Source organism: Modestobacter sp. Leaf380, assembly GCF_001424485.1.
Taxonomy (GTDB): domain Bacteria; phylum Actinomycetota; class Actinomycetes; order Mycobacteriales; family Geodermatophilaceae; genus Klenkia.
In genome coordinates, this window is record NZ_LMQC01000021.1 from 140,386 (window position 1) to 156,575 (window position 16,190).

General features: G+C 74.7%; 16 protein-coding genes and 1 tRNA gene. 10 read left to right on the forward strand and 7 right to left on the reverse strand.

What is annotated here, in order from left to right; all coding sequences use genetic code 11:
- Positions 1 to 49 precede the first annotated feature (49 nt).
- The 3 genes from ASG41_RS18635 (at position 50) to ASG41_RS18645 (ending at position 4,679) form a co-directional block, all read left to right on the forward strand.
- A complete protein-coding gene (locus ASG41_RS18635; protein ID WP_056298690.1) occupies positions 50 to 1,027 on the forward strand; it encodes an aldo/keto reductase in 978 nt (325 codons plus the stop codon).
- Positions 1,024 to 2,970 (forward strand): AAA family ATPase, encoded by a 1,947-nt coding sequence (locus ASG41_RS18640; RefSeq protein WP_056298693.1) that lies wholly within the window; start codon positions 1,024 to 1,026, stop codon positions 2,968 to 2,970. Before ASG41_RS18635 ends, ASG41_RS18640 begins: the two co-directional genes overlap by 4 nt.
- Positions 2,971 to 3,074: 104 nt before the next feature.
- On the forward strand, positions 3,075 to 4,679 hold the full coding sequence (locus tag ASG41_RS18645; protein WP_056299102.1) for an ABC-F family ATP-binding cassette domain-containing protein: 1,605 nt from the start codon (positions 3,075 to 3,077) through the stop codon (positions 4,677 to 4,679).
- A gap of 4 nt (positions 4,680 to 4,683) precedes the next feature.
- Here ASG41_RS18645 and ASG41_RS18650 read toward each other — a convergent pair whose 3' ends face one another.
- Positions 4,684 to 5,469: a DUF2470 domain-containing protein gene (locus tag ASG41_RS18650; RefSeq protein ID WP_056298699.1), complete on the reverse strand. Its 786-nt coding sequence runs from the start codon at positions 5,467 to 5,469 to the stop codon at positions 4,684 to 4,686.
- Between the two features lie 56 nt (positions 5,470 to 5,525).
- Here ASG41_RS18650 and rpsD point away from each other — a divergent pair, with 56 nt between their 5' ends.
- Complete coding sequence (gene rpsD, locus ASG41_RS18655) at positions 5,526 to 6,140, forward strand: 30S ribosomal protein S4 (protein ID WP_082557108.1); 615 nt, start codon at positions 5,526 to 5,528, stop codon at positions 6,138 to 6,140.
- 40 nt (positions 6,141 to 6,180) lie between these two features.
- Here the strand turns inward: rpsD and ASG41_RS18660 are convergent, their stop codons facing one another.
- Positions 6,181 to 6,660: a hypothetical protein gene (locus ASG41_RS18660; protein WP_056298703.1), complete on the reverse strand. Its 480-nt coding sequence runs from the start codon at positions 6,658 to 6,660 to the stop codon at positions 6,181 to 6,183.
- Positions 6,661 to 6,722: 62 nt separating this feature from the next.
- Here ASG41_RS18660 and ASG41_RS18665 point away from each other — a divergent pair, with 62 nt between their 5' ends.
- Entirely contained in the window at positions 6,723 to 7,841 is a 1,119-nt protein-coding gene (locus tag ASG41_RS18665) for a glycosyltransferase (protein WP_056298707.1), read from the forward strand.
- Between the two features lie 34 nt (positions 7,842 to 7,875).
- On the forward strand, positions 7,876 to 8,892 hold the full coding sequence (locus ASG41_RS18670) for a hypothetical protein (RefSeq protein ID WP_056298710.1): 1,017 nt from the start codon (positions 7,876 to 7,878) through the stop codon (positions 8,890 to 8,892).
- An 11-nt stretch (positions 8,893 to 8,903) separates the two neighbouring features.
- On the opposite strand, the gene ASG41_RS24350 is transcribed toward ASG41_RS18670, so the two are convergent.
- Positions 8,904 to 9,062, reverse strand: coding sequence for a hypothetical protein (locus ASG41_RS24350; RefSeq protein ID WP_200939095.1), 159 nt, complete (start codon positions 9,060 to 9,062; stop codon positions 8,904 to 8,906).
- Positions 9,063 to 9,168: 106 nt separating this feature from the next.
- Here ASG41_RS24350 and ASG41_RS18675 point away from each other — a divergent pair, with 106 nt between their 5' ends.
- Complete coding sequence (locus ASG41_RS18675; RefSeq protein ID WP_056299109.1) at positions 9,169 to 9,372, forward strand: DUF5703 family protein; 204 nt, start codon at positions 9,169 to 9,171, stop codon at positions 9,370 to 9,372.
- Positions 9,373 to 9,385: 13 nt separating this feature from the next.
- Here ASG41_RS18675 and ASG41_RS18680 read toward each other — a convergent pair whose 3' ends face one another.
- Together ASG41_RS18680 and ASG41_RS18685 are read right to left on the reverse strand one after the other, a co-directional pair.
- Entirely contained in the window at positions 9,386 to 10,294 is a 909-nt protein-coding gene (locus tag ASG41_RS18680; protein ID WP_235564912.1) for an NADPH:quinone oxidoreductase family protein, read from the reverse strand.
- A 101-nt stretch (positions 10,295 to 10,395) separates the two neighbouring features.
- Entirely contained in the window at positions 10,396 to 11,199 is an 804-nt protein-coding gene (locus ASG41_RS18685; RefSeq protein WP_056299117.1) for an SDR family oxidoreductase, read from the reverse strand.
- A 136-nt stretch (positions 11,200 to 11,335) separates the two neighbouring features.
- Here ASG41_RS18685 and ASG41_RS18690 point away from each other — a divergent pair, with 136 nt between their 5' ends.
- Positions 11,336 to 13,258 (forward strand): diguanylate cyclase domain-containing protein, encoded by a 1,923-nt coding sequence (locus ASG41_RS18690; RefSeq protein ID WP_056298714.1) that lies wholly within the window; start codon positions 11,336 to 11,338, stop codon positions 13,256 to 13,258.
- On the opposite strand, the gene ASG41_RS18695 is transcribed toward ASG41_RS18690, so the two are convergent.
- Positions 13,234 to 13,605 carry a hypothetical protein gene (locus tag ASG41_RS18695; protein ID WP_056298718.1) on the reverse strand — a complete coding sequence of 124 codons (372 nt, stop codon included), beginning with the start codon at positions 13,603 to 13,605 and terminating at the stop codon, positions 13,234 to 13,236. The two genes, ASG41_RS18690 and ASG41_RS18695, sit on opposite strands and share 25 nt — an antisense overlap.
- Position 13,606: 1 nt before the next feature.
- Positions 13,607 to 14,935: a M20/M25/M40 family metallo-hydrolase gene (locus tag ASG41_RS18700; protein WP_056298719.1), complete on the reverse strand. Its 1,329-nt coding sequence runs from the start codon at positions 14,933 to 14,935 to the stop codon at positions 13,607 to 13,609.
- 202 nt (positions 14,936 to 15,137) lie between these two features.
- Here ASG41_RS18700 and ASG41_RS18705 point away from each other — a divergent pair.
- Positions 15,138 to 15,222, forward strand: a tRNA-Leu gene (locus ASG41_RS18705).
- Positions 15,223 to 15,320: 98 nt separating this feature from the next.
- Positions 15,321 to 16,136 (forward strand): hypothetical protein, encoded by an 816-nt coding sequence (locus ASG41_RS18710; protein ID WP_056298722.1) that lies wholly within the window; start codon positions 15,321 to 15,323, stop codon positions 16,134 to 16,136.
- Positions 16,137 to 16,190: the final 54 nt, after the last annotated feature.

The following is a 16,190-nucleotide window of genomic DNA, read 5'->3' on the forward strand; positions in this document are numbered from 1 at the left end:
GCCGGGTGTCGCCGAGCGCGCCGCGGGCACGCCGGTAGGTTCACCTGTCGTGGAACAGCGGGCGTTGGGGCGCAGCGGCCTGGTGGTCTCCCGGCTCGCGCTGGGCACGATGACCTGGGGCCGGGACACCGACGAGGACGAGGCTGCGATGCAGCTCACGGCCTTCGTGGACGCGGGCGGGACGCTGGTCGACACGGCCGACGTCTACGTCGACGGGGAGTCCGAGCGGGTGCTGGGGCGGCTGTTGTCCGACGTCGTCCCCCGGGAGGACGTGCTGGTCGCGACCAAGGCGACCGGTCGCACCCGGCCCGGCGCGATGGGCCGAGGCAGCTCGCGCGGGCACCTGCTCGCCGCGCTGGACGCCTCGCTGGAGCGGCTGGGCCTGGACCACGTGGACCTGTGGCAGCTGCACTCCTGGGACGACGCCACCCCGCTGGAGGAGACCCTGGCCGCGGTGGACACCGCGGTGTCCAGCGGCCGGGTCCGGTACGTCGGGGTGAGCAACTTCACCGGCTGGCAGACCGCGCAGGCGGCGACCTGGCAGCGCGCCTGGCCGGGCCGCACCTCGTTGGTCAGCACCCAGGTCGAGTACTCGCTGCTGCAGCGCGGCGTCGAGCGGGAGGTCGTGCCGGCCGCCGAGGCGATGGGCCTGGGTCTGCTGCCGTGGTCGCCGCTGGGCCGCGGCCTGCTCACCGGCAAGTACCGGCACACGACGCCGGCCGACAGCCGGGGCGCCTCGGCGCAGTGGTCGGGGTTCATCGACGGACTGCGGTCCAAGGACGCCGACCGTGTGGTCGAGGCCGTCATCACCGCCGCGCAGGGCCTGAACACCGTCCCGCTGGCGGTGGCGCTGGCCTGGCTGCGCGACCGGCCGGGTGTCGTCGCACCCGTGGTGGGCGCGCGCACCGCCGCCCAGCTGCAGGTCAGCCTGGACGCCGAGGACGTGACCCTGCCCGCGGCGATCCGCCGCGCCCTGGACGACATCTCCGCCCCGCACACCTCCTACCCGGAGCGTCGGCCCGGATGACCGCACCACCGGACCCGGTCTTCGCCGCCTTCACCACCGCGGGGCTCTGGCCCGGGCTGGGCAAGCGGGCGGCCGCCGAGCTGCCCGCCGCCGGCATCCAGACCTCCGACGACGTGACGGCCGACCGGCTGCTCAAGCTCCCCCGGGTGGGCCGTCAGCGCGCCGAGCGGCTGTTCTCCTCCTTCCTGGCCGCGCAGCCGACCTACCAGGTCGTGGAGCTGCTGGTGGCCGCCGGGATCGCTGCGAAGCTGGCGACGAACGCCGCGGACGCGCTGGGCCCGGACGCGGCCCGCCGGTTGCGGGACGACCCGTGGCGGCTGCTGTCGCTGTCCCAGGTGACCCTCGCCGACGCCGACCGGCTCGCCGTCTCGGTGCTGCCCGGTGTGGACAAGCAGGACCAGCGGCGCGGCCGGGCGCTGGTCGCGCTCACGCTGCGCACGGCGACCCGGGACGGGCACACCGTGCTGCCGGTCGACCTGGTGCTCGCCGCGCTCAAGGCCGAGGACGTGCGGGAGCCGGTCGCGGCGATCGAGGCCGCGGTGGACTCCGGGGACGTGTTGCTGCACGAGCCGCCGTTCGAGGAGCCCGACGAGGACGACGCCGACGGGGGCGAGTTCTCCGATCCCGACCCGGCGCTGCGCACGCTGAGCCTGTCCCGCTACGGGATGGCCGAGGAGGCGGTCGCCGAGGCGGTGGCCCGGCTGGCCGCGACCGCCGAGCGGATCGCGGACCCGGCGTCGGTGCGCTCGGTGGCCAAGGGCCTGGACCCCGCGCAGCTGGAGGCGGTCGCCCAGGTGCTCGGGCACGGTGTCAGCCTGCTCACCGGCGGTCCGGGCACCGGCAAGAGCCGCACGGTGGCCTCGGTGGTGAAGCTGCTGGAGACCAAGGGCGTCGAGGTGGCGCTGGCCGCCCCGACCGGGCGCGCGGCCAAGCGGCTGGAGGAGCTCACCGACCACCCGGCGGTCACCGTGCACCGCCTGCTGGGCGCGCAGGGCACCACCGGCGGGTTCGCCCGCAACGAGGAGTGGCCGCTGGACGCCGACGTCATCGTGGTCGACGAGGCCTCGATGCTCGACGTCGAGCTGACCGCCGCGCTGCTGGAGGCCTGTGCCGACGGCACCCACCTGCTGCTGGTCGGCGACCCGGCGCAGCTGCCCTCGATCGGCCCGGGCCACGTGCTGGGCGACCTGATCGACTCCGGGGCCGTCCCGGTCACCGAGCTGACCACGCTGCACCGGCAGGCCGCCGGTGGGGCCATCGCCCGGCTGGCCACCGGCGTCCGCGGCGGGGAGCTGGTGCACGTCGAGTCCCCCGACCGCGAGGTCGTCATCGTGCCGGCGTCGGGCAGCGCCGAGGCGGCCCGCCGGGTCGTGCAGCTGGTCACCGACTCGATCCCCCGGGCGTTGTCGTTGGACCCGGCCACCGTCCAGGTGGTGACGCCGGTGCACCGCGGTCCGGCGGGCACGATCGAGCTGAACAAGGCGCTGAAGGCCGAGCTGAACCCCGGCGACGGGACGGTGTGGGGCTTCGACGTCGGCGACCGGGTGGTGGCCACGGCGAACCACCTGGACCTGGAGCCCGTCGGGTTCGCCAACGGCGAGGTCGGCGTGGTCACCGGCACCGGCGACGGCTCGTTGTCCATCGACTTCAGCTCCGGCCCGTGCAACGTCACCGGCACCGCGCTGGGCGACCTCAAGCACGGTTGGGCGATCACCGTGCACCGGGCGCAGGGCTCGGAGTGGCCCGGCGTCGTCGTCGTGCTGCCGCCCGAGGCCGGCGGCATGCTGTCCCGGCCGCTGGTCTACACCGCGCTGACCCGCGCGCAGAAGCACCTGTCGATCGTGCACGCCTCCGGTGCGGCGCTGGCCCGGGCGGTGCGCGAGGTCGACGTCCGCCCGCGCCGGACCCGTCTCGCCCAGCTCCTCCGGGAACAGGCCGGCTGACGAAAAGCGGGTGACGGCGCCCGGCGGGCCGGGCAGACTCCTCGACGTGCGCTGAGCAGACGAGACCCCGGTCCCCCGTCCCCGCGCACCCCCCTGAGGTGACCATGCCCCTCTCCCTGCACGCACTGTCCTTCGCCTGGCCCGACGGCACGCCCGTGCTGGACGGCCTCACCGCCACGTTCGGTCCCGGCTGCACCGGGCTGGTGGCGCCCAACGGCGCCGGAAAGTCCACCCTGCTCCGGCTGGTCGCCGGCGAGCTGACCCCGACCGCCGGTTCGGTCACCGTCGACGGGGTGCTGGGCTGGCTGCGGCAGGGCCTGCCCTCGACGGTCGGCACGGCCGCCGACCTGCTCGGCGTCGCCGACGTCCTCGCCGCGCTCCGGTCGATCGAGGCCGGGGACGTCGACGAGGGGCACTTCGCCGTCGTCGGCACCGACTGGGACGTCGAGGAGCGCACCCGCGCGCAGCTGGACCGCCTCGGCCTGGGCGGCGTCGCCCTGGACCGGCCGCTGGCCACCCTGTCCGGCGGCCAGGTCGTCACCCTGGGCCTGGCCGGCCAGCTGCTGCGCGACCCGGACGTGCTGCTGCTCGACGAGCCCACCAACGACCTGGACGCCGACGCCCGGGCCCGGCTGACCGAGGTCGTCGACGGCTTCCGCGGCTGCCTGCTGCTGGTCAGCCACGACCGGGACCTGCTGGAGCACGTCGACCAGGTGGCCGAGCTGGACGGCTCGGGTCTGCGCACCCACGGCGGGGCGTTCAGCGCCTGGGAGGAGGCGGTCGCCGCGGAGCAGGCGGTTGCCGAGCGGGAGGTCCGCAGTGCGGAGCAGGCGCTCAGGCGGGAGAAGAGAGAGCGTCAGCAGGCCCGGGAGCGGGCCGACCGCCGGGCCGGCACCGGGGCGCGGGACGCGGTGACCTCCGGGCTGCCCAAGATCCTGGCCGGGGCCCGCAAGCGCAGCGCGCAGGAGTCCGCCGGCCGTGCCGACGGCACCCACGGCACCCGCGTCGAGGACGCCCGGACCCGGTTGACCGCGGCCGAGCACGCCCTCCGGGACGACGCCGTGCTGACCCTGGAGCTGCCCGCCACCCGGGTACCGGCGGGCCGGACTGTGGTGCAGGCCGAGGGCGTCGTGGTGCGGGACCTGTTCGGCGACGGCGTCGGCGAGGGCGTGGACCTGACGCTGCGCGGTCCGGAGCGGGTCGCGCTGACCGGCGCGAACGGCTCCGGGAAGTCCACCCTGCTGCGGGTGCTCAGCGGTGACCTGGTGCCCGACCGGGGGCGGGTGGCCCGGGCCGAGGGGCGGGTGGCGTACCTGTCGCAGCGCCTGGACCTGCTGGACCCGACGGTGACCGTGGCGGACGCGCTGGCCGCCGCCGCACCCGATCGGCCCGAGGCGGAACGGCTGACGCTGCTGGCCCGGTTCCTCTTCCGGGGCGCCCGTGCGCACCTGCCGGTGGGCGCGCTGTCCGGTGGGGAACGGCTGCGGGCCACGCTGGCCTGCGTCCTGCTCGCCGAGCCCGCCCCGCAGCTGGTGCTGCTCGACGAGCCGACCAACAACCTGGACCTGACCGGCGTCGCCCAGCTGGTGTCCGCGCTGGACGCCTACGAGGGCGCCCTGGTGGTGGTCAGCCACGACGAGCGGTTCCTGGCCGAGCTGCGCCTGGACCGCCGGGTGCGCCTGACCGGAGGTCGGCTGGCCCAGCGCTGACAGCTCAGTCCTGGCAGCAGCGCCGGGCGGCGCAGAGCAGCCGGTGGACGGCGGGGCCCAGGTCCTCGGCGGTGGTGACCGGGACGTCGAAGGGCACCCGGACGTCGCGGTGCCCGCGCTCGGACTCGATCCGCAGCCGGAACCCGGCGCGGTCCAGCCCCAGCGGCCGGACGACGTCGCCGTCCCGGACCCACTCGGCGGGGATCCGGGTGCGGAGCAGCGCCAGCTCCTCGGGGTGGTCGTCGTCCAGGTGCTGCAGGGCCGAGGTCTCGACGGCGACCAGCGGGTCGGGGCTGGCGGCGACGTAGTCCTCGGGCTCGATCTCCGCGGTGCCCCCGCCCTCGCCCAGGACGACCTCGGCCAGGTCCAGGCGCAGCAGGGTCGCGGTGACACCGACGTCCAGCAGTGACCCGGCGGGCAGCACGTCGGCGAAGTCCAGGGTCGCGGCACGGAGGTCCTCGTCGCGGACCGGGGTGAGCCAGCCCGAGAGCCAGAGCTGGGCGCGGACCTGGTCGCGCAGCGGCACCGGGGCGTGGTCGGTGACCATCACCAGGGCGGGCAGGTCGCCCTCGTCGGCGGCTGCCACGGCGGCGGCGAGCTCCCCGTCGGTGGGGACGACGAGCAGCACCTGGCCGGTGAGCGTGGTGGCGTGGGCCAGCACCCGGGAGCCGGACACCCCGGCGGCGCAGACCGCGGCCGGGGGACGACAGGCCACGGTGCGGGCGCGCTCGGCGGGCGTGGGGCGGCCGAGTGCCTCGGGTCGGACGGCGGGCGGGGTGGTCGACGTCATGGGGGGTCCTCGTCTCCGGTGTGAGTAAGGTGAGGCTAACCGAACGAGGAGGCTCCGTGAACACCCCCCGACCGAAGGTGCGCCTGTCCCGAGCACTGGGCATGCCGCTGACGCCCAAGTGCGTGAAGTACTTCGAGCGCCGGCCCTACCCGCCGGGCGAGCACGGCCGCAAGCGCAAGAACACCAGCGACTACAAGACGCGTCTGCTGGAGAAGCAGCGGCTGCGCGCCCAGTACGACGTGAGCGAGACCCAGCTGCGCCTGGCGTTCGACCGGGCCAAGAAGACCAGCCGCAACACCGGCGCCAAGACCGGCGAGGCCCTGCTGCTGGACCTGGAGTCCCGGCTGGACGCCACCGTGCTGCGCGCCGGGTTCGCCCGGACGATCTACCAGGCCCGGCAGAACGTCACCCACCACCACGTGACGGTCAACGGCAAGCGCGTCGACCGGCCCAGCTACCGGGTCGAGCCCGGTGACGTCGTCGCCATCGCCGAGCGCAGCAAGCCCAAGCAGCCCTTCCAGGTGGCCGCCTCCGGCGCCCACGCCGAGGCCCCGAAGTACCTCGACGTGCGGCTGGCCGAGCTGAGCTGCTTCGTCGTCCGCCGCCCGCAGCGCACCGAGATCCCGGTGCAGTGCGAGGAGCAGCTGGTCGTGGAGCACTACTCCCGCTGAGCCCCGAGCCCGGTCGCGCCCTCCGCGGGTGCGACCGGGCTCAGTCGGTGTTGAGCCGGACGGCGCGGCGGGTCCTGCGCCCGGTCCACCAGAAGGGCAGCGCCCAGACCAGAGCCCACCAGGGGACGTCGTCCCAGCGGCTCTGCACCGCGACGACCACGGCGCCCGCCCCCAGCAGGGCGAGCCAGGCCGCGGCGGCTACGAGCAGCGCGGTCCGCCTCCGCCCGTGCGGCGGCGCGGGCTCCCAGGCGCGTGCCAGGGCCACGACGGCGGCCCGTTCGGCCGGGTCCTGGAGCGCGTGGCCGCCCAGCAGGGCCGCCTCCAACCGCCCCATCGCCACCGGCGTCAGGCCATGGGTCCGCCGGACGTCACCCAGCACGTCGCGGTCCCGACCCGGCCGCAGTCGGGACCAGGCCGCCCGCCGGCTCCACCACACGGCAGCCGCGGGCAGGCCGAGCAGGAGCAGCAGCACCACCGTCCAGGCCCAGGTCACAGCGCTGATGATCACCTGCTCGTGCACTCGCCGCACCCCGTTCACCCAGGGGTCCCCCACCGTCCGTCCGGCCCGGGGACGGTGCGGTCGTGCGCATCGTGCTCGTGGCCAACCTGCACCACCCCACCTCCGGTGGGCTGCGCACCGCCGTCGACCGGCTGGCCCTGGGGTACGCCCAGCGGGGGCACGCCGTCGCGGTGCTGGTCCCGGGCCCGCGCACCGAGGGCGACCCGGCCGACGTCGTCCCGGGTGCGGTCACCCGGCTGACGCTGGCCGCCCCGCGGGTGCCGGGCACCGGCGGCTACCGGCTGATGGACCCCTGGCGGGTGCGTCGGCTGCTGGACCAGCTCGCCCCGGACCGACTCGAGGTCTCCGACCGGACTACGCTGCGGGGGCTCGGCCGGTGGGCCGCCGACCGTGGCGTGCCGACACTGGTCATGGCCCACGAGCGGCTGGACCGGCTGCTGACCCAGTGGCTGCTGCCGGCGGGGGCGGCCCGGCGGGTGGCCGACGTGGCGAACCGGCGGACGGCGGCGCGGCACGACCTGGTGGTCTGCAGCACCGACTTCGCCGCCGAGGAGTTCCACCGCGTGGGCGCCACCACCATCGCCCAGGTGCCGCTGGGCGTGGACCTGCGCATGTTCGCCCCGGACCGCCGGGACTCGCGGCTGCGCGGTGAGCTGCTGGACCGCTCCGACGTCCTGCTGGTGCACTGCGGGCGGCTGTCGGCGGAGAAGGAACCCGAACGCTCGGTCGACGCCCTGGTCGAGCTGCGGGCCCGCGGGGTGCGGGCCACGCTCGCCGTCGTCGGGGACGGACCGCTGCGGGACCGGCTGCGGACCCGCGCCGCCGGACACCCGGTGCGCTTCCTGGGCCACGTCGGCAACCGCACCGCCGTCGCCACCCTGCTGGCCAGCGCCGACGTGGCCCTGGCCCCCGGGCCGCACGAGACGTTCGGGCTGGCCGCCCTGGAGGCGCTGGCCTGCGGCACCCCGGTGGTGGCCTCGGCCAGCTCCGCGCTGCGCGAGCTGGTCACCGGCGGCGCGCACGGCAGCGCGGTCGCCGACGACGCGGCGTCCTTCGCCGACGGGGTGCAGCGGGTGCTGGCCCACGACGTCGACGTCCGCCGGGCCGCTGCCCGGGCGCGCGCCGCGGACTTCCCGTGGGCTGCGTCGGTCGACGCGATGCTGGGGCTGCTGGCCGCCTGATGCGCCGCCGCGGGGCAACCCGCAGGCTGGGTGCATGCGCCCGGCCACCGCACGACGACGAACCGCTGCCCTGCTCCTCCCCCTGGCCCTGGTCCTCACCGCCTGCTCCGGCGGCGAGGACGGCGACGGGCCCAGCGAGTCCCCCGGGGCCGCCGAGCCCGCCGACTCCCCCGAGACCACGGTCGACCCGGCCGGCACGGTCGTCGACCTGGACCCCGATGCCGAGGGCATGGTCTTCGACCCGGTCACCGGGCTGCTCGCCGTCGCCGTCCGTGACCCCAACCGGCTGGTGCTCACCGACGCCCAGGGCGTCACCCAGCTGGAGGTCCCGCTGCCCGGGCACGCCCGGCACCTGCAGCTGGCCGCACCCGGCGGCCCGGTGCTGGTCCCCGCGGAGGACTCCAACACGCTGGTCGAGGTGGCCCTGCCCGGCGGCGAGGTGACCGAGACGACGGTCGGGGACTACCCGCACGACGCCGCCCAGGTCGCCAGCGGCCAGATCCTGGTCGGCGACGAGATGGGCGGCACGCTGTCCGTCGTCGAGGACGGCGAGGTCACCGCCACGCTGGACAGCCAGACCCAGCCCGGCGGCGTGGCCACCGTGGCCGACATCGCCGGGGTCGTCGACGTCGGGGCGTTCACGATCACCACCTACGACGTCCCGGCCGGGGAGCTGCAGACCGTGGCCGACGCCGGCGACGGCCCCACGCACGTGGCGGCCGACGGCCAGGGCCGGTTCCTGGTCGCCGACACCCGCGGGGACGCCGTGCTGGTGTTCGGCTCGGACCCGCTGGAGCTGCAGTCGACGTACGAGCTCCCCGGCAACCCCTACGGCCTGGCGTACGACGGCACCGACCAGGTGCTGTGGGTGACGCTGACCGCCACCAACGAGGTCGTCGGGCTGTCCACCGCCGGTGCCGAGCTCACCGAGGTGGCCCGGTTCCCGACCGTCCGCCAGCCGAACACCGTCGCGGTCGACCCCTCCTCGGGGCGGGTGTTCGTGGGCAGCCGGGAGACCGGGCAGCTCCAGCTGATCGACGCCCGCGGCTGATCGCCCCGGGGTCAGCGGCGGGCGTCGTCCTCATCGAGGGGGACGGCGGCCCGCTGCTCGACGGCGTCGGCCTCGTCCACGTCGTCCCGGGCCGGGGTGGCCGGTCCGACCTGGTCGGTGACGGCCTGGTCCTGCTCGATGCGGTCGGCGTCGTCGACGGGGTTGCTCATCGGTCCTCCTGGGTGGTCGGGGAGCACTGTCCTGCCCGTCCACGCGGCCGGTGACACGTGCGACGTCCAGGTGACCGGGCGGCGAACGGCTGGCACCATCGGAGTGGTGTCGATCAACGGTGAGTGGGAGTACGCGCCGCTGCGCATCCCGACCGGCACGTCCCGGTCGGCCGCGGCGCAGATGATGGCCCTGCAGTCCGACGTCGGCGGCTGGGAGCTGTCCGGGCTGCAGGTGTGGGCCGACGGCACACGACGGGTCGTCATGCGCCGCCGGGCCCGGCTGAGCTACCTGCCCCTGCCCGCGGTCTGAGCGGGGTCCCCGCTCAGGGGACCAGGACGACCTTGCCCACCGTGCCGCGGTCACCGAGCGCACGCAGGGCAGCCGGTGCCTCGTCGAGCGGGAGGGTCTGCCCGACGACCGGGTCGATGGCGCCGTCGGCGAACAGCCGGCACAGCTCCTCGTGGACCATGCCGATCCGGCCCGGGTCCTTGCTGCGGTACAGGCCCCAGTGCAGGCCGACCACGGAGTAGTTCTTCACCAGCACGTGGTTGGCGCGGGCCGAGGGGATCCGCCCGGAGGTGAAGCCGACGACGACCAGGCGGCCCTCGAAGGCGATGCACTTGGTGGAGCCGTCGAACACGTCGCCGCCGACCGGGTCGTAGACGACGTCGGCGCCGTGTCCGCCGGTGATCTCCTTCACCCGGGCGACGAAGTCCTCGGCCAGGTAGTCGATGACGTGGTCGGCGCCGAGCTCGGCACACACCCGGGTCTTCTCCGGCCCACCCGCGGTGGCGATGACCTTGGCGCCGGCGGCCTTGCCGAGCTGGATGGCCGCCGTCCCCACGCCCCCGGCGCCGGCGTGGACCAGCAGCCACTCCCCCGCCTGCAGCCCGGCGCGACGGTGCAGCCCGACGTAGCCGGTCTGGTAGGTCAGGTACAGCGCGGCCGCCTGGACGTCGCTCATCCCGTCGGGGACGGGCCACGCCGCGGCGGCGTCCATCAGGGCGTACTCGGCGAAGGCGCCGGGCCCGCCCGCGGGCGAGCCGAGCACCCGGCGGCCGTCCTCCAGTTCCCCGCACAGCTCCAGGCCGGGCGTGAACGGCAGCGGCGGCTTCTCCTGGTAGGTGCCCTGCGCCATCAGGATGTCCGGGAAGTTGAGCGCCGCAGCGAGGACCCGCACCTTCACCTGGCCCTCGCCGGGCACCGGCTCCGGGACCTCGTCGAGGGTCATGACGTCAGCAGGGTCTCCGAGCGAGTGGACTCGCCATGCACGCATGCCGGCGACAGTGCCAGACCGGCTGGTGACCGGCGTCACGGGGTCGCGGGGTGCGGTCAGAGCGGTCCGCGCAGGTGCGCGGGGATGGCCGCGGACTCACCCGAGGCGGTCTTCGCCGCCGGCACTCCCTTGAACCGGTAGGGGACGGCGCCCACACCGGGCTGCACGACGTAGGCCGCGCCCGGGTCGGCACCGGCCCAGGCGGCCTGCATCGCCGTCGCGACCTCCTCGGCGGTGAGCACCGGGAACTCGGCGTCGGCGAAGTGCTCGCGCCACGGGTCGATGATCGCGGTGTCGGCGAAGCCGGGGCAGATCGCCGAGATGGTGATGCCCTCGGGGTGCAGCACCGGGGCGATGGACCGGACGAACGCCACCGCGCCGCCCTTGGCGATCGAGTAGGCCTGGTCGGTCGGCATCGGGGACAGCCCGGCCAGCGACGCGGTGACGACGATCGAGCCGCCACCGGCCCGGCGCAGCGCCGGGCGGACCGCGTCGGTGCCGAACACCACGCCGTGCAGGTCGACGGCGATGACCCGCAGGTACTCGGCGACGTCGAGGGCGTCGGTGCCGCCCTGGCTGGCGATCCCGGCGTTGAGGAACGCGGCGTCCAGCCGGCCGTGCTCGGCCTCGACGTCGGCGACGACTCGCTGGTTGGCGGCGTGGTCGGTGACGTCCAGGACGGCGAAGGACACCCCCAGCTCGGCGGCGACCGCGCGGTTGCGCTCGCCGTCCAGGTCGGCCAGGACGACGCGGACGTCGGCGTCGCGCAGCCGGGTGGCCAGCGCACGCCCGAATCCTCCGGCGCCTCCGGTGACCAGGGCGACGGAACCGGGGCGGGGGCTCGTGCGGGGCTCGGTCATGCCCGGCATCGAAACACGCCGGTGACCCAGGCCACCCGGAGGGGTGATGAACGCGGCCCGCCCTCCATTCCGGCCCCTCATCGGCCGATGGACCGGGAGTAGACGTGTCGTGCACGACCGAACGGAGACCCCACTCATGCGGCCAGGCCCGCTGCGCAGCCTGACCTTCGTCGTCCTGGTCGCCCTGTCGGCGGTGGTCGGTCGCTGGACGGTCATCGAGGGCACCGAGGTCTACCTGGTGTGGCCGGCGGCCGGGGTCGCCGCGCTGTGGATGCTGCTGGAGCAGGGTCGCCGCGGGAGGTGGGTGGACGCCCTGGCGCTGGGCGCCGTCATCGCCGCCGTCGACCTGGCCACGGGCAGCCCACCGCTGGTCGCGGTCAGCCTGGCCGTGCTGAACGTCGGGCAGGCGCTGCTGGTGGCCCGGTTGTACCTGCGCTGGAGCCACTCCCCCGCAGGCCCGCTGCTGCTGGACATGCGCGACCTGGCGGTGCTGCTGCTCGTCACCGGGCTGGCCACCACCGCGACCGCGGTCGTGGGCACCGGGATGCTCTTCCTGGAGACCGGGTCCTGGTCGCTGCTGGACGTCGTGGTGTGGCAGGCCCGCAACGGGGCCGCCGTGCTCATCGTCGTGTCCTTGGGTCTGCGCCTGCGGCAGGTGCTGCTGGTGCGCCGGGGCGAGGTCCGGGAGGTCGCCGCGCTGGCCTTCCTGCGGCCCACCGGGTGGCGGTGGGCCGAGCTGGGGCTGGCCGTCGTCGCCTCGGTGCTGGGCAACGTGGCGGTCTTCGTCTGGATGCCGTCCTACCCGGTCGCCTTCCCGCTCTTCGCGCTCACCGCCTGGGTGGCGCTGCGCTTCGACACCGGCTTCACCACGCTGCGGACGGCCGTCGTCTCGCTGGTCGCGGTCGCCTTCACCCTGCACGACAACGGCCCCTTCGCCGCCGTGGACGACGTCCTGGTGCAGGCCGTCATCGTGCAGGCCTACATCGCCCTCGGCGCCGGCCTGGGGCTCGCCCTGGCGCTGAACCGGGACGTGCGACTGGTCCTGGAGGACCGGTTGCGGGCCGCGGCCGACTACTCGGCCGAACGGCACCGCCAGGTCGAGGTGCTGGCCCGCGCCACCCGTCGGGTGCTCACCTCCGACGACCCCCGGACCGCGGTCTGCGAGGCGGTCCGCGAGGCCACCGGCGCCGACGGCGTCTACCTCATCGAGCCCGACGCCGACGGCGTCCTGGTCTCCACCGCCGTCGTCGGGGTGGACCTGCCGCCTCTCGCCTTCGACCCCGACCCGGCGTCGTCCATGACGGCCCGCCTGTTCAGCCAGGGCGCCGCCGTGTTCGCCTCCGACGTCGCCGCCGAACCGGGGACACACGCCGCGGTGGTCGACCGGCTCGGCATCGCCTCGGCGGCCTGGCAGCCGGCAGTGCTGGCCGACGACCGGGTGGTCGCCCTGATCGGCGTCCTGTGGCGCACCCCGGTCCCGGAGCTGTGCGCCACCACGCTGGGCGTGCTCTCCGTGCTGGGCGGGGAGGCGGCCCGGGCGATCGAGCGCGGCAACCTGCTCGAGCAGCTGGCCCGTGCCGCCGACCGTGACCAGCTCACCGGGCTGGCCAACCGGCGGCGCTGGGACGAGCTGTCGCTCGTGGAGGTGTCCCGGGCCCAGCGCAGCGGACTGCCGCTCACCCTCCTGCTGCTGGACCTGGACCACTTCAAGGTCTTCAACGACACGTTCGGCCACGCCACCGGGGACGTGCTGCTGCGCGACTTCGGCGCGGCCGCCTCGGAGTGCCTGCGCGACGGTGACCTGATCGCCCGCTGGGGCGGCGAGGAGTTCGCCGTCGCGCTGCCCGCCTGCTCCGCGGAGGCGGCCCGTCCGGTGGCCGAGCGCATCCTCGCCGCCGTGCCGCACGGGCAGACGGCCACCGTCGGCATCGCGCAGTGGGTCCCCGGGGAGTCCGCGGCCGAGACCCTGGGCCGCGCCGACGCCGCGCTGTACTGCGGCAAGCGCGGCGGCCGGGCGCGCGCGGTCGTCGCCGATCAGCCGGCGGTCGTGCCCGCCTGACCCTGCCGCACCGCGGCCAGGAACGCCTGGGCCGCGGCGTCGTCGTCGACGACCGCGAAGCGCAGGGTGTTGCCGCCGGTCCACAGCGACAGCTCCCGTCGGGTGCCGGTCAGCCGCCGCGCCGTCCGGACGTCGGCGCCGGTGACCTGCGCCAGCGGGACGTCGGCGAGCGTCGGCTGACCGAACAGCCCGGCGTGCGCCAGCCACAGCCGGCCGCCGGCCACCCCCAGCGCCTGAGCGCTGCCCGGCACCGGGAGCCGGCCCTGGGTCACCCGCAGCACCGTGATCGGGGCGTGCCCGTCCTGGGTGAGCTGGCCGACCAGGAAGGCGGTGAGCGCGTCGGCCACCTCAGCTGGCGCGCAGGAAACGGTCCAGCACCCGGATGCCGAACTGCAGGCTCTCCACCGGGACGCGCTCGTCGATGCCGTGGAACAGGCTGGCGAAGTCCAGGTCGGCGGGCAGCCGCAGCGGGGAGAACCCGAAGCAGCGCATGCCCAGGGTCTCGAAGCTCTTGGCGTCGGTGCCGCCGCTCATGGTGAACGGCACGGGACGGGCGCCGGCGTCCTCGGCCTTGAGGGCGGCGACCATCTGCTCCACCAGCGGGCCGTCGAACGTCGTCTCCACCGCCTGGTCGTGGTGGATGTAGTCGCGGGTGACGCCCTCACCGAGGAGCTCGTCGATCTGGGCCTCGAACGCCTCCTCCTGCCCGTAGAGGAAGCGGCCGTCGATGGTGGCGCTGGCGGTGCCGGGGATGACGTTGGCCTTGTAGCCGGCGTCGACCATCGTGGGGTTGACGGTGTTGCGCAGGGCCGCGCCGATCATCCGGCTGATCGAGCCCAGCCGGGACAGCGCCTCCTCGGGCTCGTCGGGGTCGATCTCGATGCCGTAGGCGTCGCTGACCTCCTCGATGAACTGCTTCATCGGCGGGGTGAGCACGGTGGGCAGCCGGGTCGACCCGATCCGGGCGACGGCGGCCGACAGCCGGGTGACGGCGTTGTCGTCGTGCACGAACGAGCCGTGCCCGGGGCGGCCGGCGGCGGTCAGCCGCATCCAGGCCAGGCCCTTCTCCGCCGTCTGGACGAGGTAGAGGCGCAGGTCGTCGCGGACGGTGAGGCTGAACCCGCCGACCTCGCTGATCGCCTCGGAGACGTTCTCGAACAGGTCGGCGTGGTGGTCGACCATGTGGTGGGCGCCGTACTTGCCGCCGGCCTCCTCGTCGGCGACGAAGGCCAGCACGATGTCGCGCGGCGGGGTGACGCCGGTCCGGGCCCAGTCGCGCACCAGCGCGAGGGTCATGCAGTCCATGTCCTTCATGTCGACCGCGCCGCGGCCCCACACGTACCCGTCGCGCTGCTCACCGGCGAAGGGGTCCACGGACCACTCGCTGGCGTCCGCGGGGACGACGTCCAGGTGGCCGTGGACGAGCAGCCCGGGCCGCTCCCGGTCCTGGCCCGGGATGCGGGCGACGAGGGAGGCGCGGCCCTTCTCCGACTCGTGGATGACGGAGTCGATGCCGACGTCGTCGAGCTTGGCGGCCACCCACTCGGCGGCCTGCCGCTCGCCCTTGCTGGTGGTCGTGTCCCCGGTGTTCGTGGTGTCGATCCGGATGAGCTCGCTCAGCAGGTCCGCGACCTCGGCCTGGGCGCGCTCCAGCGGTGCGGGTGTCGTCTCGGCCATGCGCCCGATCGTGCCACCGCGCCGTCCGCTCCCCCACCCGGCGGCATCCGGTCACCGCACAGGGACCCGTTCGGCGCGTGCGGTGACCGGGTCCCTGCCGGGTGACCAGCTGCGCGGCTCGCCGGTGCCGAGGGGGCGTGCGGACGCCGCGAGGGGCCCCCGTATGCTTCTCCACGGCCGCGCCGCAGTGCGCAGTCCACCTGTCCGGGTGGCGGAATGGCAGACGCGCTAGCTTGAGGTGCTAGTGCCCTTTATCGGGCGTGGGGGTTCAAGTCCCCCCTCGGACACAAGATCACTGGCTCAGGCCAGTGCCGAACGTACGGGGCGCCCACCACGTGGGCGCCTTCTCGTCGTTTGCGGCGGCTCCTCTTCTAAAGTCCGTCGGGTGCCAGCCCCGGACAGCCGTGCGGTCAAGGTCCTTCTGGACGCCTACTGGAGCAGCGAGGGCTGGCGATCCGGACCCGAACTGTCCCCGTCCGACCTCGTACACGCCGTACAGGCGGGGGTGATGGTCGGGGAAGCGACCTCCGCCTCCCACGACGAGGTCATCAGCGGCGTCCTCGACGCACTGGAAGGTGTTTCCAGCGAGGACGCCACGGGTTGCTTCCTGGCGTCCCTCACCTCTCGCCGACTAGACCTGCGATCGGCCCTCAGCAGTTATGTGCTGGCGCGACGTCTTGAGCCGCATGCCTTCGCGAAGGGGCCGGGCCACATCTCCGGTGCGTGCGCCGTGTGCGGCGTGGACGAGCAGGAGGTGGAGATCGACTGGGACGTCATGAACTTCGAGCGCTTCAAGTGGGGTGGTGTTCGTCGCGACGACCTGACGTACGTCTGGCTGGATCTTCGACAGTTCGCGGCGGCGGACCATCCCCCTCCCACCTCCGCCGACAGGGCGACATTCGGCCAGCTTCTCGACGAGTTGGACGATCCGTCCCCGACGACGACAGCCGCCAAGACGGCTGGCCAGCGTTGGTCCGCGATCCCATCCAACAAGGCGGAGCGGGAGGTGCTGCTCGACATCCTGGGCGTCTGCTCGGTGCTGGAGAGTCCTGAGCACCGGGGCTTCCTTGACCGCTGGGTCCCTGCGGCCGATCGGGTCCTCCCACCACTGCGATACGTGGAGCGCGCCTACCCGGTGTGCTGGTGGCGGGGCGAGCACGGGGTCAACCGATCAGCAGCCCGATCACTCGGTCTTCTCTGAGGCACGTCAGGACCTCAGTCCGTCAGCGACCCCGCCTCTGGTCAGCGCGTGACA